Origin of the sequence: Streptomyces pallidus (ex Mingjun et al. 2026) (genome assembly GCF_051550185.1) — a bacterium.
GTDB lineage: Bacteria > Actinomycetota > Actinomycetes > Streptomycetales > Streptomycetaceae > Streptomyces.
The window spans coordinates 1867837-1886936 of the sequence record NZ_CP196181.1; the positions used below are offsets into that span (position 1 = coordinate 1867837).

Consider the following 19100-nt stretch of genomic DNA (forward strand, 5'->3'; position numbering starts at 1 on the left):
TGGCAATCCGGCCCCGCCGGGACGAACCAGCCCCGCCGGCGATGAGGCGCGGGGGTCCGGGCCGGCCCCGGCACGGCGGCGCGCCCCCGCACGAGCAGCGAGCCGGGGCGGCGCAGCCTGCCCGGTGCAGCCTCGCCGGCGTTTGAGGCGCAGGGCGGCGGTAGGCGTCAGGCGGCGGCCGAGCCGGCGAAGTGTTCCCGGACCAGGGACTCGACCACCGGCAGGTTGCCCGCGATCAACGCCTCCAGCAGCGCCGAGTGCTCCGCCGCGTCCGCGACCAGGTCTGCCCGGCGCACCCGTGCCGCACCGGGGACCGGCCACTGCGAGCGCCGGTGGAGCTCCTCCGCGACCTGGACCAGCTGGTCGTTGCCGTCCAGGGCCAGCACCTCCCGGTGGAAGGCCCGGTCGGCGTCCGCGTAGCCGGCCAGGTCCCCGGCAGCGGCGGCGGCCGCCGTGGCGGCGGCGGCCGGCTGCAGGGCGGACCAGGTCCGGGCCGGGACCGTACGGGCCAGCCGCAGCATCACCGGCACCTCGATCAGCGCCCGTACCTCGGCCAGCTCGGCCAGCGCCCGCGGGGTCCGCTCCAGCACCCGGAAGCCGCGGTTCGGCAGGCACTCCACGGCCCCTTCGAGGGCGAGCTGCTGCATCGCCTCGCGCACCGGCGTCGCGGAGACGCCGAAGCGCTCCCCGAGCACGGGCCCGGAGTAGATCTCTCCCGGTACCAGTTCGCCGTCGACCAGCGCGGCGCGCAGCGCCTCCAGCACCTGTCCGCGTACGGAGTGGCGCAGTACCTTCTGGGTCGGGATCAGAGCCGACACCCCGACACGGGCCGCTTTGTGCACTCGGTCCTCCTGTGGGTCTCGGCCTGTCGGGAGAATAGTTGAATCCGTCCGGGAAGTGTGGATACAGACGGCCTCAGATCGGCTAAGGTAAGGCTTACCTATGTCGATCACGACCTCTGATCGGTGATGCCGCATGCCCGCGCCTGCCCTCGCCCTCACCCCCGCCCCCGTACTCGCGCCCCCCGCCTCCCCGCTGGCGGACGCGTACGCACGGCTGACGGCGGTCTACGAGGGCCTGCGGGTGGAGGAGCACGCCGCGCACGCACCCGCCCCCCGCGGCGCGGGGTGGATCGGCGCGGACGAGCTCGCGGCGGGCGGCCCGGCCCTGGACGCGTTCCTGGCCTGGGACAGGGCCCAGGTCATGAAGGACTACGGGCGTGAGGCGCGCCCCGACGTCGTCGCCACCTTCGGCCTGCACCGGTACGCGTGGCGCGCGTGCCTGCTGACCACCGTTCCGTGGTTCCTCGACCGCCGGGTGCCCCGGTTCGGCCCGGCGGACGTGGCCGTCCACCGGCCCCTCGGGCGGATCAGCGTCCGCGCCGAGTCCTTCGCCTGCCTGCCGGACGATCCGGCGGCGGTCCTCCCCGGGGCCCGGGTCGTGCCCGACGGGGAGGCCCTGCGGGCCGAGGTGCGCGCTGCGGTGGCGCAGCACCTCGAACCGGTGCTGGACGGCTTCGGCCCGCGCACCCGGCGCAGGCAGCGCGCCCTGTGGGGCCTCGCGACGGACTCGCTGGTGGCGGGCCTGTGGTACGCGGCGAAGCTCCTCGACGAGGAGCCGCGGGCCATCGCCGAGCTTCAGGCCCTGCTGCCCGGCGCCACGGCCCCGTACACCGGGGGCGCCGGATTCCGTACGCTGGCGGGCCCGGACGGCGAGCCGCTGGCGACCCGGGACCGGGTCAGCTGCTGCCTCTTCTACACGATCCGGCCCGAGGAGACCTGCGTGACCTGCCCCCGGACCTGTGACGTGGACCGGGTCGCCCGCCTCACGGCCCGCGCCGCCGCCGCCGCGACCGGCTGAGCGCCCGCCGTCCGACGGCACCCTCCGGAACCCCCGCACCGGGTGTCAGTGGTGGCGCGTACGGTCAGCGGATGATCGACCACAGGCCCCCGCTGTCCTCGCTCCACGACTTCGCCCCCTGGGATCCGGTGCTGCGGCTCCTGCTCGCCGGCCACCCGGAGATCCGTCCCGACGGGTCCGCCCGCGTGGCGGGACGCATCGGCCGGCGCGGTTGGAGCCTGTGGCTGCCGGGCGGGATGTCCCCGCAGAGGCCGGCGGCGGTGGAGCACGTCCAGCGGGCGCTCGCGCGCGGCGGTGTCGAGGAGGTCGCGTTCTCGGCGGAGATCACGCCGACCGGGCGGACGACCCTCCGCCTGGTCTGGCCCTGCCCGGCCGTGGAAGCCGCCGTCGGCTACCCGGACCTCGGCGTGCTCGTCCTGGTCGACGGCTCCGTGCCCGAGCCCTGGCGCCGCCTCCCCGACCCGGTGCCGGGGGCGGCTCCGGCCCCCTCGGCCGACCTGGAGCTGCTGGAGCGCACGCTCCGCGAGGAGCTCCCGGACGCCGTCGGAGCGACGGAGGAGGACATCGCCGCGGCCGAGGCCCGGCTCGGCGTCACCCTCCCGGACGAGCTGAAGGTCTTCTACCGGGTGACCCGAGTACAGGGGGAGGACCGGAGCGACTTGCACGAGCTGGACCGGGCCTCCGAGGCGGTCGGCTACGAGGTCTGCGCCCTGGACGAGTTGTACGCCGCCGACCCGGCGGTCCGTCATTCCCGCTGGAGGTTCGGCGCGACGAAGGGGCTCCGCACCGCGCCCGACGCCGCGGTGCAGGGCCTGGCCGGCTCGCCCGGCTGGATCGTCTTCGGCAGCAACGGCGGCGACGAGATAGCCGTCGACCTGACCCCCGGCCCGGGCGGGTACCTCGGGCAGGTCGTCCTGATCGACCACGAGCAGAGCCTCGGCGCCGAACTCGTCGCCGACTCCTTCACCGACCTGGTCCTGGGCCGGAACGGGGAGCGGCCCCGGGCCCGCCACGAGGGGCTTCCGGTCGTGGCCGAGGTCGGCGGCGCCGGCCTGCCGACCGTCCGGGCGGCAGCCCATCCGGCCCTCGAAGTGCTGACCGTCGGCGCCGGGCACGGCGCGCCGTTCGGCCTCGCCCCCGTCACCGGGCTACCCCGTCTGCGCACCCTCACCGCCGCCCCCGGGACGCTCGCCGACCCCCTGGAGATCCCGGGGCTCACCGGGCTGGAGTTCCTGGCACTCGGCCCGCAGGAATGGCGCACCCTGCTGGACGCCGGCGCCGTACCGCGCACCCTGTCGGCCGCCGCCGTCAGGGAGGAGGGGCAGGACCGGCGGAGCGTGGTGGCCGTCGCCAACGAGCTGCTCGCCCTGTGGGACCGGCCCCTGATCGACGAGACCGTCCTCGAAGGAGTCCTCCTCCCCGAGGCGTAGCCGCCGGTCCCCGTCAAGCGGCTCGCGCGCCAACCCACCCGTCCGGCTGACCTTAATCGAACACAACTCCCGCCACGCGGGCGGGAGTTCGAACGACAACACCCTATCCGGCGGGCCGCGCACCCCGATGGCGTCCACTTGCCCAGAAACCCCCATGCCGAGCCGATCTCCTGCGCCACCATGGCCCCGGTAGGCCGCAAGTCGATGCAAAGGCGAGGGACATCCGCATGAGACTGACCGACATATCGCTGGACTGGCTGCTGCCCGGCAGCCTGTTGATCCTGGGCGTACTTGCGGCAGTTGCGGTACTGGCCCGGGGCAAGCGGGAGAGCGAGAAGGCGGCGAACGACGACTCCTGGGAGCGCAGCGAGGAACGGCGGCGGCGCAAGGAAGCCGTCTACGGAACCGCCTCCTACGCCCTGTTGTTCTGCTGTGCGGCGGTGGCCGCCGCACTCTCCTTCCACGGGCTGGTCGGCTTCGGCCGGCAGAACCTGAACCTCTCCGGGGGCTGGGAGTACCTGGTCCCCTTCGGCCTCGACGGCGCCGCGATGTTCTGCTCGGTGCTCGCCGTACGCGAGGCGAGCCACGGTGACGCCGCCCTCGGCTCCCGCATGCTGGTCTGGCTGTTCGCGGGCGCGGCGGCCTGGTTCAACTGGGTGCACGCGCCGCGCGGCATCGGCCACGACGGGGCGCCCCACTTCTTCGCCGGCATGTCGCTGTCGGCCGCCGTCCTCTTCGACCGGGCCCTCAAGCAGACCCGCCGGGCCGCCCTGCGCGAGCAGGGCCTGATCCCGCGACCGCTGCCGCAGATCCGCATGGTCCGCTGGCTGCGGGCGCCGCGCGAGACGTTCGGCGCATGGTCACTGATGCTGCTGGAGGGCGTCCGCACCCTGGACGAGGCCGTCGAGGAGGTGCGCGAGGACAAGCGGGAGAAGGAACTGGACCGCCACCGCAGGCGGGACCAGAACCGGCTGAACCGGGCCCGGCTGAAGGCGTTGGGCCGGCAGAACCGGACGTTCGTGTTCGGGCGCTCGCGCGGGCGCCAGGTGGACATGGCGGGGCTTGCCTCCGCGACGGGCTCCGCGCCGGTCGGCGCGGAGCCGGCCATAGCGGATCAGGGACAGCTGCCCTCCCCGCGCCGACACCTCTCCCTGCAGGCCGTGACCGGATCGGACCTCGGTGACGTGTCCGGCCCGCGCACGGTCGACCTGACAGCCGAGGACGACACCCAGACGATCCCCCGGCTCGACTCCCTGGAACGCAAACTCAAGGACCTGGAACAGCAGTTCGGCTGAGGTCCCGCCGTCCCGCCGGTCCCGCCCGCCCGTCGCCGGGCGGGGGCCGGTCAGCCCGAAGGGCCCGCCTGGTCAAGGCGGGCCCTTCGACGTTCGAACCGTTCACGTCGCACACGTCGCGCACGTCGTGCAGGTAGCTCAGGTCGTTCAGGCCTCGGCGACGCCGTGCAGTTCGAACCACACCACCTTGCCCGCCGCCGGGGCGCCCGCCGTGTCCACGCCCCAGGCGTCGGCGAGCGCCTGCACGAGTACGAGCCCCCGCCCGTGCGTACCGTCGTCGGCGGCCGGTACGTACGGGAGCGGGGGCCGGCCCGCGGCGTGGTCGCGGACCTCCACCCGGAGCCGGCCCGCGCAGAGGCGGGCGGACACCTCGGCGCCCTGGTCGGTGTGGACGAGGGCGTTGGTGACGATCTCGGTGGCCAGGAGCTCGGCCGCCTCGGCGGTGTCGGCCCGGCAGCGGTGCCGCATCAGCTCCCTGAGGGCCCTGCGGACCTCGCCGACGGCCCTGAGATCGGCACGGCGCACACTGTGCCGCAGCTCCATGGCCGCCTCCTTGCCCGCCGCCGGCTCCGTAGCGGACGGCTCCCGCTGGAGGGGCCGCCCTCTGCGCCACTGCTTCCCGGTCTTCGCCTCCACCCGCACGGCGATGCCCCTCCCCCGTATCCCCTGGATCTCGAACAGGTCTCCGGAATGCATGCCCGCGGGGGTTTTCCGCACTCCTGCGGGCTCCCGGCCGCATCACGTCGCAGCGCGGTAATCCGGCCATCCCGGTCTCCCGGCCGCCCCGCCGCCGAGCACCGACGCCCCGTCGGAAGGTCCGAATCCGGCCACCGTCCCGGGTCCGTTCCCCGGTGGAACGTACGGCGGTCCGGGGCCGGTCACCCCGCCCACGAGGAAGGGTCCGCTCCGGAGCACTCAAGGACCGGAACGGGGTCCCGTCCGGAAAAAGGCCGGAAAGCGGCATTCCCCACACGCCCGTTCCGCGGGGGCGCGTTACCGGACGGGACTACTTTGACGGTCGGGCCGTACTGCAGGAGGGCCAGGAAATCTCCCCTCGGTTCCGCGCGGCCGGGACACCGGGACGCGAATGCGCTTCACGACTCCCAGACCGCGGCGGCCGTGCGGTCGTCGGCGTACCCCTTGACGCGCAGCTGCGTGTCGGCCAGGAAGGTGGCCAGGCCGGGCGGTTCCCCGTCGGACCAGCGGGCCGCGAGCTCGGCGGGCAGCAGCTCCTCCTCCCGCATCGGTTCGGCCAGGCCGCCGGAGCAGAGCAGCAGGGTGTCGCCGGGACGGGCGACGGCCGCACGGAACCGGAAGCCGGGCCCCGGGTCGAGGCCGGGGTTCCGGTCGGACCGGGCGGTCGGCGCGGGCGCAGGTGCGGGTGCGGGTGCGGGCGGCGGCTCGGCGGCCTCCAGGTCCTGCCAGGCACCGGAGCGGAGCCGGAACAGCCCGCCGGCGCCGGCGCCGAAGCAGACGCGGGTGCGGCATTCGGGGTCGATGGGCAGGAGCAGGGCGCGCAGCCCGGCGGTGTACGCGTCCTCCGCGTGGCCGAGTTCGGCGGCGCGGGCCCGCAGCCGCCCGTAGCCGCGGTCGGTGAGCCGCTGGAGCCCTGAGCGGAGGGCTTCGCGGCGTCCGGAGCGGATGTCGTCGGCCAGCCTCGACTGGCTGCGGCCGACGGCGGCGCCGATCCAGTGGCACAGTTCGGCGGCGGCGTCGGCGGCGGCCGGGGCGGCGCGGTCGCCGCCGGCGAGGACCACCAGGACGAGGGCGTCGTCGCCGGTGCCGAAGCGGGCGGTGAGCAGGACGTCCCGGCGGGCCTCACCGCGGTAGCGGGCGGAGTCCCCGCGGACCGAGGCGGCGCGCAGGGTGCAGATCCCGTGACGGGCGCCTTCGAGGACGGTGTCCGGGACCAGGGCGTCGAGCGCGGCGGGGTCGGCGAGGGGCAGTGCGCCGGGCTCGGGGGCGTACGTGGGCGCCCGGTCCCCGAGGTGGCGCACCTCGGGCCGCGCGGACGGTGGCGGAGCCTGCGGGGCGGGTGGCACGCGCGGGGCGACCGGGGCGGGTGGCCGCGCGGGTTCGGGTACGGGTTGCGGTGCGGGCCGCGGGGGCGGGGGCGTGTCCTCCTCGGCCAGGACGGGCGGCACGGTCACGTCCCCCAGCCCGTACCCGGTCATCCCGCCCTCGCGCGGATCCCGCGGCCGGGGCAGCCCCGGCCGGTCCCCCGGCGCCGCACCGTATCCCCCGGCCCCCACCGGCCCGTCCGGCAGGGGCGGCGCGTCCGGCGGCCCCGGCTGCGGCGGTACTCCGGGCGGCGCCGCGACCGGTGCGGGCGGGGGCAGCGGGGCGGTCACGGAGGCCGCCGAGTCGTACCGGCTTTCGAGGGTGTCCCCCGGGTCGGGGTCCGGGCCCGCGTCGGGGTCCTCGTACAGCCTCTGCCACCAGTCGTCCGCGCCCTGCTGACTCATGCCGCTATTCTCGGCCCCCCGCCGCCGCGGAGAACGCGGAATACACGAAATGGGGTCCCTTCCGTTTCTTTCCCGCAGCTCCGCGAATTCCGCACATCCGTACGGCCGCTCGCCCGGCCGTCCGACCGGCCCGACGCGGCCCCGCTCCCGCTCGCGAAATCGGGTGCATTTGCCCCTCCCGGAGATTTCCGGGCAACCGTCGCACAAGTTGCTTTCGACCGGGGGGTGTTGGTGCTGCGGCCGGGCGTACGGCGATGATGTCCGCGGCGGGTTTGCGCCGTGGCCGCTTCCCGCCAGGGGCGGTGTGCCGCGAGGTGGGGGTGGACGGATGTGCTGACGGCGATAGGGCTCGACGAGGGCCAGGAGGCGGCGTACCGCGCGCTGGTCGCGCTGGGGGCGTCGGAGGTGCCGGATCTCGCGCACCGGCTGGCGCTGCCGGTGCCGCAGACCGAGCGGGCGCTGCGCCATCTGGAACGGCACGGCCTGGCCGCGCAGTCCTCGGCCCGGCCGGGCCGCTGGGTGGCGGCCCCGCCGGGGGTGGCGCTGGCTGCGCTGCTGGCGCGGCAGCGCAGCGAGCTGGAGCAGGCGGAGCTGTCGGCTGCGCTGCTCGCGCAGGAGTACCGGGGGGAGGCGGCCGAGCCGACGGTGCACGACCTGCTGGAGGTGGTGACGGGCGCGAGCGCGGTGGCGCACCGGTTCCGGCAGCTCCAGCTGGGCGCGGTGCAGGAGGTGTGCGCGCTGGTCACGGGCCGGCCGCACGCGGTGACGGCGGCCGACAACGAGGAGGAGGAGCGGGCCGCCGCCGCGCGGGGGGTGGTCTTCCGGGTGGTGGTCGACCAGGACGTGCTGGGCGGGCCGACGGGGATCCGGGAGGCGTCGACGGCGCTGGCGCGCGGGGAGCAGGTACGGGTCACGGACCGGGTCCCGACGAAGCTGGTGATCGCAGACCGGTCCCTGGCGATGGTCCCGCTGACGGCGCGCGGGGCGGAGCCGACGGCGCTGGTGGTGCATGCGTCGGGGCTGCTCGACTCGCTGACCGGCCTGTTCGAGGCGGTGTGGCGGGAGGCGGTACCGCTGCGGCTCGGCACGACGGGGGCGGCGGAGGAGTCGGGCGGCGTGCCGGACGCCACGGACCTGGAGATCCTGACGCTGCTACTGGCCGGGCTGACCGACGCGAGCGTGGCCAAGCACCTGGAGCTGGGGCTGCGGACGGTGCAGCGGCGGGTCAAGGGGCTGATGGAGCTGGCCGGGGTGACGACCCGGCTCCAGCTCGGCTGGCACGCGCGGGAGCGGGGCTGGGTGGCCCGGTAGCCCCTGGTCGGGCACGCTGAGCATGTGGATCTGCCACAGCTGCTCCTGGTGGGGCTGGTGCTGCTGCTCGGGGTGGCCGGGGTGTTGGTCCCCGGTGTTCCCGGAACCTTGCTCGTCTGGGCCGGAGTGCTGTGGTGGGCGCTGAGGGAGCGGTCGGCGGCGGCCTGGTCGCTGCTGGTCTCGGCGACCGCCCTGCTGCTGGTGGTGCAGGTGGTCAAGTGGCAACTGCCGCCGCGCCGGCTCCAGGGGGTCGGGGCGTCCCGCCGGATGGCGGTGTACGCGGGGGTGGGCACGCTGCTCGGCTTCGTGCTGCTGCCGGTGGTGGGCGCGGTCCCGGGCTTCGTCGGCGGCATCTACCTGTGCGAGCGCATGCGGTTGGGCACGCACGGCGAGGCGTGGGCGTCGGTGCGGGCGGTGATGCGGGCGGTGGGGACGAGCGTGCTGGTGGAGCTGCTGGCCTGTCTGATGGTGGTGGGGGCGTGGGTGGGCATGGTGCTGTCGAGCTGACGCTCCCGTACCCCCGGCCGGCCGAAGGGCCGGACGGGAGCACGAACGGGGCACGGACGGGGTTTCGGGCGTCCGGAAGCGGGGCCGACGCGCCGCGCACCGGGCCGGGACCGCGGACCTGGGTCCGGTACGGGTCCCGTATCGGCCTGCCGTCCGATGCGGCGCCGGCCGGGATGCGGGACCGTGTGCGTATGAGGGAGTTCGAGGGTTTCAGCGAGGCGGAGCTGGCATACCTCCGGTCGCAGCCGCTGGGCCGGCTGGCGACGGTGGACGCGACGGGCCAGCCGCAGGCCAATCCGGTCGGGTTCTTCACCCAGGAGGACGGCACGATCCTGGTCGGCGGGCTCGCCATGGGGACGACGAAGAAGTGGCGGAACCTGCAGGGGAACCCGCGGCTGGCGCTGGTCGTCGACGACCTGGTGAGCACCCGGCCGTGGCGGGTCCGCGGCATCGAGATCCGCGGCCGCGCCACGCTGGAGGTCGGACCGCACGCCCTGGGCGCCCACTTCAGCCCGGAGGTCATCCGGATCCACCCGGACCGGGTCCTCGCCTGGGGCCTCGACGGCCCGTGAGCCACGGGTCGGGCAGGACGGACGAGCCGGACGGGGCGGGGCGGCGGCAGGGGCGGGGGCGGCGACGGCAGGTACCGCCCGGGCCGCCGCCACCGCCCCACCGCCCCCGCCCCGGCAGCACCCGCCACGCCCCGCCCGCACCCGGGCCCCGTCGGACCGGGCACCGCCGGAGGCCGGTCAGGCGTTCCGGCCCCGCTTGGCCGCGTAGTTGGCGCGGCCCTCGGCCGCCTTGCTGCGCCAGTCGCGGCGGATCTCGGCGCGCAGCCGTGCGTCCGTCTTGGCCACGATCCGCTGGTTCTCCCGCATCAGCTTGCGGTAGCTCTCCAGGCGGCGCAGCGGCAGCTCCCCGGCGGCGATGGCCGCCAGCACCGCGCAGCCCGGCTCCGCCTCGTGGGCGCAGTCCTGGAAGCGGCAGTCGGCGGCGTACTCCTCGATCTCGGAGAAGACCTGTCCGACGCCGGTCCCGGCGTCCCACAGGCCCACGCCGCGCAGCCCCGGCGTGTCGATCAGCACGCCCCCGCCCGGCAGGGCCAGCAGGTTGCGGGTGGTGGTGGTGTGGCGGCCCTTGCCGTCCACGTCGCGCGTGGCCTGGACCTCCATGACGTCGGCCCCGAGCAGGGCGTTGGCCAGGGTGGACTTGCCGGCGCCGGAGATGCCGAGCAGCACGCTCGTACCGTCGGCGACGATCGCCGCGAGGACGTCCGTGCCCTCCCCGGTGAGGGAGGAGACGGTGAGGACCTGGACGCCGGGCGCCGCGGTCTCCACGTCCTGGACCAGGTACGCCAGCGCGGCCGGGTCCGGTACGAGGTCGGCCTTGGTCAGGACCACGAGCGGCTGCGCGCCCGACTCCCACGCGAGGGCCAGGAACCGCTCGATGCGGCCGAGGTCGAGTTCGACGGCGAGGGAGACGGCGATGATCGCGTGGTCGACGTTGGCGGCGAGGATCTGCCCCTCGGAGCGCTGCGAGGAGGTGGAGCGGACGAACGCGGTGCGGCGCGGCAGGTAGGCCTTGACGTACCGCGGGTTCCCGGCCGGCTCCACCGCGGCCCAGTCACCGGTGCAGATGACGCGCAGCGGGTCGTGCGGGGTGACGAAGGCGGTGTCCGCGCGGACGGTGCCTTCGGCGGTCACGAGGTCGCACTGGCCGCGGTCGACCCGGACGACGCGGCCCGGCAGCAGGCCCTGGGCGGCGTACGGGGCGAACTCGGCCTCCCAGGCCGCGTCCCAGCCGAGGGAGGTCAGCGCGGAGGAGTCCGAGGGTCCCGAGGAGATCGGGGAAACGGCAGCAGCCGAAGAAGAAGAAGCGGAAGCAGAGGAGAAGGAGGAGAGCGTCAAGGGGAACCCTTCACAGGGTGGCCCCGGCCTCGCATGCGCCTGTGGCGCGCGAAAGAGGGTGCGAGGTCAGCCGGAGGCCACGGGAGTGGCATTGATGGTCTTCTGAGTGCGGACAGCACTCTGCGCAGTGACAGTCATCAATGGACTCACCTCCCGCTCGGGTAACGCTCGATCGGCCCCGCACCGTTCGGCGAGGACGGATCCACCGTAGCAAGTACGCCCGCGGCGGCACCAATTGTTTTTCCGCCGCGTCCACCGGCCGGGTCAGTGCTTGCGCAGGCGGGCCGTGTAGTCCTCCGGGGGGAGGAAGTTCGACCAGCGTTCGGGGAACTCCGAGGGGGTGCCGGCGTCCCCGTCGCCGTCCTCGTCGTCCTCGTCCTCGGACTCTCCTTCGGCCAGTGCGCGCCAGGCGGCGGCCCGCGCGACGAGCTGGGCGGCCTCCGCCTCGCGGGCCCGTTCGTTGGCCTCGCGGGCGGCGGCGGTCGCCACGGACGGCCAGACCCGGTCGATGGCGGCGTTCACGGCGGCGCCGACGAGGACCGCGAAGGCGGAGACGCCGATCCACAGGAGCACGGCGACGGGGGCGGCCAGTGATCCGTAGATGGTGGGGCCCTCGACCGTGTTGATGAGGTAGAGCCGCAGCAGGAACGAGCCGAGCACCCACATGGCGAGCGCGACGAGCGCACCGGGGACGTCCTCGATCCACGGCGAGCGCACGGGCACGGACACGTGGTAGAGGGTGGTGAGGAAGACGATGGACAGCAGGGTGACGGTGGGCCAGTACAGCACGGCGATCACTTCCGTGCTCCAGGGCAGCCACCGCACGACGGCGTCCGGCCCGGCCACCATCAGCGGCAGCACGACCGCGCCGATCATCAGGGCGATCACGTACAGCAGGAAGGCCAGCAGCCGGGTCTTGACGATGCCGCGGTGGCCGTCGAGCCCGTACATGACGGTGATGGTGTCGATGAAGACGTTGACGGCGCGCGACCCGGACCACAGGGCGAAGGCGAAGCCGAGGGAGATGATGTCGGGCCGGCCGCGCGAGGTCACGTCGTCCAGCATCGGTCTCGCGATCTCCTGGACGCCCCGGTCGGAGAGGACCGTGCCGACGGCGCGGAGGATGTTCTCCTCGATGGAGGCCACGAAGGTGCCGCCGGTCCAGCCGTCGACGTAGCCGAGGACGCCGAGGAGGCCGAGGAAGAGCGGCGGGAGGGACAGCAGCGTGAAGAACGCCGCCTCCGCGGCCAGTCCCAGGATCCGGTACTCGATGCACGAGTTCACGGTGTCCTTGAGGAGCAGCCACGCCATCCTGCGCTTGGAGACGTTGCGGTAGAGGGCTCGGGCCCGGTGGAGTCGCCCGGGGACCCGCCCGGGAGTTTCTTCTACTGGCTGCACGTCCTTACGGTATCCGCATGGCAGCCACCACCCACACCGTGACGAATCAGGCTCCTCCCCTGGTGGGACACGACGTCTACGCCGGCGACCGGGTCCTCACCGAGAACGTGGAGCGTCATCTGGGCGACGCACCGCCCGGACTGCTCGCCGGGGTGCGCGGGGAGCTCTCGGAGCTGGGGCGGGCCGCGGGGTCCGCGGAGGTGCAGGAATGGGCCCGGCAGGCCGACGAGCACCCGCCGCGGCTGCGCACCCACGACCGGGACGGGAACCGGATCGACGAGGTGGAGTTCCACCCGGCCTGGCACCGGCTGCTGGGGCACGCGGTGGGCGCCGGGCTCACCGACGCCCGGACCCGGCCGGCCGGGCACCTGCGGCGGGCGGCCGGGTTCTTCGTGTGGACGCAGGCCGAGGCGGGACACGGCTGCCCGGTGTCGATGACGCACGCGGCGGTGCCGGCGCTGCGGGCGGAGCCGGAGCTGGCCGCCGAGTGGGAGCCGCGGCTGACCTCGCACGTGTACGAGGAGGGGCTCCGGCCGGCCGGGCGGAAGGCGGGCGCGCTCCTCGGCCTGGCGATGACGGAGCAGCAGGCCGGCAGCGACGTCCGGGCGATCACGACGGCGGCGCGGCCGCTGGGCGGCGGGTCCGGCGCGTACGAGCTGACCGGGCACAAGTGGTTCTGCTCGGCGCCGATGTCGGACGGGTTCCTGGTGCTGGCGCGGGCGGCGGCCGGGGCGGGACGGGACGGCCTGACCTGCTTCCTGGTGCCGCGGGTGCTGCCGGACGGGACGCGCAACGCCTTCGGGGTCCAGCGGCTGGAGCACAAGCTCGGCAACCGGTCGAACGCCTCGGCGGAGGTCGAGCTCGACGGGGCGTGGGCGCGCCGGGTCGGTGAGGAGGGGCGCGGGGTGCGGACCGTCATGGGGACGGTGGCGGCGGCCCGGCTGGACCGCGCGCTCGGGTCGGCGGCGCTGATGCGGCAGGCGCTGACCCGGGCCGTCCACCATGCGGAGCACCGCTCTGTTCTCGGAGCTCCGCTCGTCGAGCAGCCGCTGATGCGCAACGTCCTCGCCGACCTGGCCCTGGAGTCGGAGGCGGCGACCACCCTCGCCCTGCGGCTGGCCGCCGCCTGCGACGCGGACAGCGACCGGGAGCGGGCCTTCCTGCGCATCGCGGTGCCCGTCGCGACGTACTGGGTGACCAAGCGCTGCACGCCGATGGTGGCGGAGGCCCTGGAGTGCCTGGGCGGCAGCGGCTACCTGGAGGGGTCCGGGCTGCCGCGGCTGCTGCGCGAGTCCCCGCTGAACTCTCTCTGGGCGGGCTCGGGCAACGTCCAGGCCCTGGACGTGCTGCGGGTGCTGCGGCGCGAGCCGCAGGCGCTGGACGCCTTCCTGCGGGAGATCGGGCAGGCCAGCGGCGCCGACCACCGGCTGGACGCGGCGGTCCGGGGGCTGCTGACGGAGCTGGCGGACCTGACGGGCATCGAGGCCCGGGCGCGGCGGGTGTCGGAGCGCATGGCACTGGTGCTGCAGGCGTCGCTGCTGGTGCGGTGGGCCCCGCCGGAGGTGGCGGACGCGTTCTGCGCGGGACGGCTGGGCGGGGACCGGGGCGGGGCCTTCGGCACGCTGCCGCACACCCTGGACCTGGGGGCGCTGGTGGAACGGGCGCGGATCACGGGATAGGCGGGTCCCCAAACCACGCCGCCGCCGGGATCCGGACCCGTTGACCGGACCAGGGGTGGCGCCGCGCCGACTCGGCACCACCGCTGGCCCGAAAGCCCCGAGGAGGAGCTGTCACGCCGCTCACGGCGCGCGGACAGTTTCGGTCGGGTGACCGGGACTTGGCGAGGGTTGCATACCGTTGCAACCCTCTGAGACGGAACCGTCCGCCGGGTGCGCGAGGGGAAGCGCGCGCCCGGGCCGACCCGGGCGGGTTCCCTCGTACGTCCTGTTCCGCACGGGGAGGTTCCGGTGGCCGACACCGCAGGAAGCACGGTCGATGTGGCGCGCATCTCGGCCATGGAGCCGCGGGAGGCGACGCGGCTGCTCAAGGGGGTGCGGGCGGCCGCGCTGGCCGGGGAGCGCCCGCCGGCGCTGCCGCGCCCGGAGATCGCGGAGTCCTGGCGCCGGATGCTGGAGCGCGGGGTGCACCCGGACCGGGACCACCGCTCGCGGCTGCTGTCGGCGTCCGAGACGGAGGAGCGGCGCCAGGGGTCGCCGCTGCGGGAGATGCTGCCGGTGCTGCGCGAGGGGCTGTTGCCGGCGCTGGACACGACCCTGCACATCATGGTCGTCGCCGACGCGGACGGGCGGCTGCTGTGGCGGGAGGGGGCCGCGCCGATCCTGCGGGCGGCGGACCGGCTCGGCTTCGGGGTGGGCGCCGACTGGGACGAGGCGGTGGTCGGCACCAACGGGGTGGGCACCGCCCTGGTGGCGCGGCGGCCCGTCCAGGTGTTCTCGGCGGAGCACTTCGTCTCCAGCCACCACGAGTGGACCTGCGCCGGGGCTCCGCTGCACGATCCGCGGGACGGGCGGCTGCTGGGCGTGGTGGACGTGAGCGGCCCGCTGGCCACGATGCACCCGGCCACCCTGGCCTGGGTGAGCTCGGTGGCCCGGCTCGCGGAGCGGGAGCTGCGGGTGCGGCACCTGGAGTCGTTGGAGCGGCTGCGGGCGGTGGCGGCGCCGCTGCTGGCCCGGCTGCACCCGGCGCGGGCGGCGGTGGTGGACCCGCACGGCTGGACGGCGGCGGTGACCGGTTTCGCCCCGCCCGAGCGGATCCCGCTGCCGAAGGGCTTCGGGCCGGGGCGGGGGTGGCTGCCGCAGCTCGGGCAGTGCGCGGTGGAGCCGCTGCCGGGCGGCTGGCTGCTGCGGGTCGCGGAGGCGCCGCCGGTCGGGGCGGCGGCGGGCCGGGTGGTGCTGGACCTGAGCCGGCCCCGGGTGTGGACGGCGACGGTGTACGGGGCCGCCGGGAGCTGGTCGCTGGAGCTGAGCCCGCGCCACGCCGAGCTGCTGTTCCTGCTGGCGCAGAGCCCGCGGGGGCGGACGGCGGCCGAGCTGTCGGAGGAGCTGTTCGGGGACCCGACGCGGACGGTGACGGTCCGGGCGGAGCTGTCGCGGGTGCGGCGGCACCTGGCGGGGGTGCTGGCCCACCGCCCGTACCGGTTCGCGGAGGACGTGGAGGTGGAGCTGGTCCGGCCCGCGGACCCGGCGGGGCTGCTGCCGCATTCCACCGCGCCGGCGGTGGTGAGGGCCCGCCTGGGCCGTTCGGGGTCCGGCGTGGTTCCCTGACGTGCATGAGCACCATCACCCTCACCACCTGGTCCCTGGAGATGACCTCCCCGGAGGACCTCGTCCCGGCCGCCGTTCCGGGATCCGAGATACGTGTCCAGCGGGCGGAGGTCCCCTCGCCCGAGTTCAGCCGCTTCCTCTACGCCTCGGTGGGCGGCGACATCCACTGGACGGACCGGCTGTCGCTGACCCGGGCCCAGTGGGTCGAGTACCTCGACCGGCCCGGGGTGGAGACCTGGGTGGCGTACGACCGCGGGACGCCGGCCGGGTACATCGAGCTCGACCCGCAGGACGACGGCGTGGTGGAGATCATGTACTTCGGGCTGCTGCCCGACTTCCGGGGCCGCCGCATCGGCGGGCACCTGCTGTCGGCCGGCACTGCCGCGGCCTGGTCGCTGGCGGAGCGCTGGCCCGGGCGCACGCCCACGCGCCGGGTGTGGGTGCACACCTGCAGCCAGGACGGCCCGACGGCGATGGACAACTACCTGCGGCGCGGCTTCAAGGTCTTCAGGACGGAGACCGAGGAGAAGGAGGACACCCCGACGCCCGGCCCCTGGCCCGGCGCGTAGTTCCGGCGCCGGCACGCCCCACCTGCCCCCTGCACCCCTTCCCGTACGCCCTGCGCGCCCCCCGGGGTCGGAACCACCGGCCCCGGGCGCCCCTCCCGTACGTGACCCCCGTCACTTCGTCTCGCATTTCGGGACCACATCGTCCGCATGATGGACAGTAGTGGACTCCTCCAATAGCCCCGTGACACGCTTCGGCCATGAATGGAGCTGGAACAGCCTTGGTGAGTCGGCGGCACGTCGACCTCGGCCGCATGTCCAGCGCCATCTGTCCGGCGAGCTGACAGAACCAGCCACCGCCGCACAGCGCACCGCACAGCGTCGTCGCGGGTGCGCCGTCACCCCGCCAGCCCCCTGAAGCCAGACCCCGCCCCTGACCTCCGGCACAACCGGAGCCGCGCGGCGGTCGGCCGCACCTGCTCCGCATCAGCGACGTCACAGGGGCCGCGCCGCCGACTCCCCCTGCCCTTGCTTTTGAGCCGCCGAAGAAGGACGTACCGCCATGGCCGCCACCCCTGCAACACCCGCCGCCGCGCGCCGCAAGCCCGGCCGCCACCGCGGCGAGGGCCAGTGGGCCGTTGGACACCACACTCCCCTCAACGGCAACGAGCAGTTCAAGAAGGACGACGACGGTCTCAATGTGCGGACACGCATTGAGACGATCTACTCCAGGTCCGGATTCGACTCGATCGACCCCAACGACCTGCGCGGCCGCATGCGTTGGTGGGGCCTGTACACCCAGCGCAAGCCCGGGATCGACGGCGGCAAGACCGCCGTCCTGGAGCCGGAGGAGCTGGACGACAAGTACTTCATGCTGCGCGTCCGCATCGACGGCGGCCGGCTGACCACCGAGCAGCTCCGCGTGATCGGCGAGGTCTCCGAGGAGTTCGCCCGCGGGACCGCCGACCTCACCGACCGCCAGAACGTGCAGTACCACTGGATCCGCATCGAGGACGTCCCGGAGATCTGGCGCCGCCTGGAGGCCGTCGGCCTGTCGACCACCGAGGCCTGCGGTGACACGCCCCGCGTCATCCTCGGCTCGCCCGTCGCCGGCATCGCCAAGGACGAGATCATCGACGGCACCCCCGCCATCGAGGAGATCTACCGCCGCATCGTCGGCAACAAGGACTTCTCCAACCTGCCCCGCAAGTTCAAGTCCGCGATCTCCGGCTCCCCGCTGCTGGACGTGGCCCACGAGATCAACGACGTCGCGTTCGTCGGCGTGAACCACCCCGAGCGCGGGCCCGGCTTCGACGTCTGGGTCGGCGGGGGCCTGTCCACCAACCCCAAGCTCGGCGTGCGCCTGGGCACCTGGGTCTCCCTGGAGGAGGTCCCGGACGTCTACGAGGGCGTCATCTCGATCTTCCGCGACTACGGCTACCGCCGACTGCGCACCCGCGCCCGGCTGAAGTTCCTCGTCGCCGACTGGGGCGCGGCCAAGTTCCGCCAGGTCCTGGAGGACGAGTACCTGGAGCGCAAGCTCACCGACGGCCCCGCGCCCGAGCAGCCGATCGGCCGGTGGCGCGACCACGTCGGCGTCCACCAGCAGCAGGACGGCCGCTACTACATCGGCTTCGCCCCGCGCGTCGGCCGCGTCGACGGCGCCACCCTCACCAAGATCGCGGACATCGCCGAGCAGCACGGCTCCGGCCGCCTGCGCACCACCGCCGAGCAGAAGATGATCGTGCTCGACATCGAGGAGGCCCAGGTCGACTCGGCCGTGGCCGCCCTGGAGGCGCTGGACCTGCGGGTCAAGCCGTCCCCGTTCCGGCGCGGCACGATGGCCTGCACCGGCATCGAGTTCTGCAAGCTGGCGATCGTCGAGACCAAGGCGCGCGGCGCCTCGCTCATCGACGAACTGGAGCGCCGCCTGCCGGACTTCGACGAGCCGCTCACCATCAACATCAACGGCTGCCCGAACGCCTGCGCCCGCATCCAGGTGGCGGACATCGGTCTCAAGGGCCAGCTCGTCCTCGACGACGACGGCAACCAGGTCGAGGGCTACCAGGTCCACCTCGGCGGCGCGCTCGGCCTCCAGGCCGGCTTCGGCCGCAAGGTCCGCGGCCTGAAGGTCACCTCGGCCGGGCTGCCGGACTACGTGGAACGGGTCGTCACCCGCTTCCAGGAGGAACGCGAGGACGGCGAACGCTTCGCCGCCTGGGTCGCCCGCGCGAGTGACGAGAGCCTGGCATGAGCGAGCGCGCAGCCCCGTTCCACTGCCCGTACTGCGGCGACGAGGACCTGTTCCCGAACGAGCAGGGCCACGGCGCCTGGGAGTGCCGTTCGTGCAACCGGGCCTTCCAGCTGAAGTACCTGGGACTGCTGGCCCGCGGTCTGCGGTCCGCGACCGCAGGAGGGGAGGACACATGACCACCACCACGCTCAAGGAGCTGGCCGAACGGGCCGGCCGCGAGCTGGAGGACGCCCCCGCCCCGGAGATCCTCGCCTGGGCGGCGCGGACGTTCGGCCGCCGGTTCTGCGTGACCTCGTCCATGGAGGACGCGGTCGTCGCCCACCTGGCGTCCCGCGCCTTCCCCGGCGTGGACGTCGTCTTCCTCGACACGGGCTACCACTTCGAGGAGACCCTCGGCACCCGCGACGCGGTCGAGGCCGTGATGGACGTCAACGTCATCACCCTCACCCCCCGCCGGACGGTCGCCGAGCAGGACGCCCAGTACGGCCCCAAGCTGCACGACCGCGACCCCGACCTGTGCTGCGCCCTGCGCAAGGTCAAGCCCCTGGAAGAGGGCCTGACCGGCTACGACGCCTGGGCAACGGGGCTGCGCCGCGACGAGTCCCCGACCCGGGCCCACACGCCCGTCGTCGGCTGGGACGAGAAGCGGCAGAAGGTCAAGGTCTCCCCGATCGCCCGCTGGACCCGGGACGACGTCGACGCGTACGTCGCGGAGCACGGCGTCCTCACCAACCCGCTGCTGATGGACGGCTACGCCTCGGTCGGCTGCGCCCCCTGCACCCGCCGCGTGGCGGAGGGCGAGGACGCCCGGGCCGGCCGCTGGGCAGGCCGGGCCAAGACCGAGTGCGGACTGCACGGCTGATGACGGAACCTACGGAGAAGC

General features: G+C 74.5%; 18 protein-coding genes. 13 read left to right on the forward strand and 5 right to left on the reverse strand.

Going from position 1 to position 19100, the window contains the following annotated elements:
* Window positions 1-167 precede the first annotated feature (167 nt).
* A complete protein-coding gene (locus ACSHWO_RS08040; protein ID WP_438310779.1) occupies window positions 168-977 on the reverse strand; it encodes a GntR family transcriptional regulator in 810 nt (269 codons plus the stop codon).
* Here ACSHWO_RS08040 and ACSHWO_RS08045 point away from each other — a divergent pair.
* The 3 genes from ACSHWO_RS08045 to ACSHWO_RS08055 all read left to right on the forward strand — a co-directional run bounded on the left by ACSHWO_RS08045 (window position 976) and on the right by ACSHWO_RS08055 (window position 4585).
* Window positions 976-1860, forward strand: coding sequence for a (2Fe-2S)-binding protein (locus ACSHWO_RS08045; RefSeq protein WP_438310781.1), 885 nt, complete (start codon window positions 976-978; stop codon window positions 1858-1860). The genes ACSHWO_RS08040 and ACSHWO_RS08045 overlap by 2 nt on opposite strands.
* Window positions 1861-1931: 71 nt before the next feature.
* Window positions 1932-3290, forward strand: coding sequence for an SMI1/KNR4 family protein (locus ACSHWO_RS08050; RefSeq protein ID WP_438310784.1), 1359 nt, complete (start codon window positions 1932-1934; stop codon window positions 3288-3290).
* Between the two features lie 227 nt (window positions 3291-3517).
* Window positions 3518-4585: a DUF2637 domain-containing protein gene (locus ACSHWO_RS08055; RefSeq protein ID WP_438310786.1), complete on the forward strand. Its 1068-nt coding sequence runs from the start codon at window positions 3518-3520 to the stop codon at window positions 4583-4585.
* A gap of 147 nt (window positions 4586-4732) precedes the next feature.
* Here ACSHWO_RS08055 and ACSHWO_RS08060 read toward each other — a convergent pair whose 3' ends face one another.
* Together ACSHWO_RS08060 and ACSHWO_RS08065 are read right to left on the reverse strand one after the other, a co-directional pair.
* Entirely contained in the window at window positions 4733-5110 is a 378-nt protein-coding gene (locus ACSHWO_RS08060) for an ATP-binding protein (protein ID WP_438319002.1), read from the reverse strand.
* A 569-nt stretch (window positions 5111-5679) separates the two neighbouring features.
* The gene (locus ACSHWO_RS08065) at window positions 5680-7050 is read right to left on the reverse strand and encodes a protein phosphatase 2C domain-containing protein (RefSeq protein ID WP_438310788.1); all 1371 of its coding nucleotides are present in this window, start codon (window positions 7048-7050) and stop codon (window positions 5680-5682) included.
* A gap of 330 nt (window positions 7051-7380) precedes the next feature.
* Between ACSHWO_RS08065 and ACSHWO_RS08070 the strand changes: the two genes are divergently transcribed.
* From ACSHWO_RS08070 to ACSHWO_RS08080, 3 genes are all read left to right on the forward strand, one after another.
* Window positions 7381-8361, forward strand: coding sequence for a helix-turn-helix domain-containing protein (locus ACSHWO_RS08070; RefSeq protein ID WP_361089709.1), 981 nt, complete (start codon window positions 7381-7383; stop codon window positions 8359-8361).
* A 24-nt stretch (window positions 8362-8385) separates the two neighbouring features.
* Window positions 8386-8868, forward strand: a complete 483-nt coding sequence (locus tag ACSHWO_RS08075; RefSeq protein ID WP_361089707.1) for a DUF456 domain-containing protein — start codon at window positions 8386-8388, stop codon at window positions 8866-8868.
* A gap of 191 nt (window positions 8869-9059) precedes the next feature.
* Window positions 9060-9440 (forward strand): PPOX class F420-dependent oxidoreductase, encoded by a 381-nt coding sequence (locus ACSHWO_RS08080; RefSeq protein WP_361089705.1) that lies wholly within the window; start codon window positions 9060-9062, stop codon window positions 9438-9440.
* A 177-nt stretch (window positions 9441-9617) separates the two neighbouring features.
* Here ACSHWO_RS08080 and rsgA read toward each other — a convergent pair whose 3' ends face one another.
* Complete coding sequence (rsgA, locus tag ACSHWO_RS08085) at window positions 9618-10775, reverse strand: ribosome small subunit-dependent GTPase A (protein WP_438310791.1); 1158 nt, start codon at window positions 10773-10775, stop codon at window positions 9618-9620.
* A gap of 264 nt (window positions 10776-11039) precedes the next feature.
* Window positions 11040-12173 carry a YihY/virulence factor BrkB family protein gene (locus ACSHWO_RS08090; RefSeq protein WP_361089701.1) on the reverse strand — a complete coding sequence of 378 codons (1134 nt, stop codon included), beginning with the start codon at window positions 12171-12173 and terminating at the stop codon, window positions 11040-11042.
* Between the two features lie 17 nt (window positions 12174-12190).
* On the opposite strand from ACSHWO_RS08090, the gene ACSHWO_RS08095 reads away from it, so the two are divergent.
* The 7 genes from ACSHWO_RS08095 to ACSHWO_RS08125 all read left to right on the forward strand — a co-directional run bounded on the left by ACSHWO_RS08095 (window position 12191) and on the right by ACSHWO_RS08125 (window position 19079).
* Complete coding sequence (locus ACSHWO_RS08095) at window positions 12191-13852, forward strand: acyl-CoA dehydrogenase family protein (RefSeq protein ID WP_438310793.1); 1662 nt, start codon at window positions 12191-12193, stop codon at window positions 13850-13852.
* Between the two features lie 336 nt (window positions 13853-14188).
* Window positions 14189-15457 carry a GAF domain-containing protein gene (locus ACSHWO_RS08100; protein WP_361089797.1) on the forward strand — a complete coding sequence of 423 codons (1269 nt, stop codon included), beginning with the start codon at window positions 14189-14191 and terminating at the stop codon, window positions 15455-15457.
* A gap of 5 nt (window positions 15458-15462) precedes the next feature.
* Window positions 15463-16026 carry a GNAT family N-acetyltransferase gene (locus ACSHWO_RS08105; protein WP_385847203.1) on the forward strand — a complete coding sequence of 188 codons (564 nt, stop codon included), beginning with the start codon at window positions 15463-15465 and terminating at the stop codon, window positions 16024-16026.
* A gap of 197 nt (window positions 16027-16223) precedes the next feature.
* Entirely contained in the window at window positions 16224-16307 is an 84-nt protein-coding gene (locus ACSHWO_RS08110; RefSeq protein WP_312845914.1) for a putative leader peptide, read from the forward strand.
* 218 nt (window positions 16308-16525) lie between these two features.
* Window positions 16526-18217 (forward strand): nitrite/sulfite reductase, encoded by a 1692-nt coding sequence (locus ACSHWO_RS08115; protein WP_361089694.1) that lies wholly within the window; start codon window positions 16526-16528, stop codon window positions 18215-18217.
* A complete protein-coding gene (locus ACSHWO_RS08120; RefSeq protein WP_361089692.1) occupies window positions 18214-18393 on the forward strand; it encodes a hypothetical protein in 180 nt (59 codons plus the stop codon). Before ACSHWO_RS08115 ends, ACSHWO_RS08120 begins: the two co-directional genes overlap by 4 nt.
* Window positions 18390-19079 carry a phosphoadenylyl-sulfate reductase gene (locus tag ACSHWO_RS08125; RefSeq protein ID WP_361089690.1) on the forward strand — a complete coding sequence of 230 codons (690 nt, stop codon included), beginning with the start codon at window positions 18390-18392 and terminating at the stop codon, window positions 19077-19079. Before ACSHWO_RS08120 ends, ACSHWO_RS08125 begins: the two co-directional genes overlap by 4 nt.
* The last annotated feature ends 21 nt before the right edge of the window (window positions 19080-19100 follow it).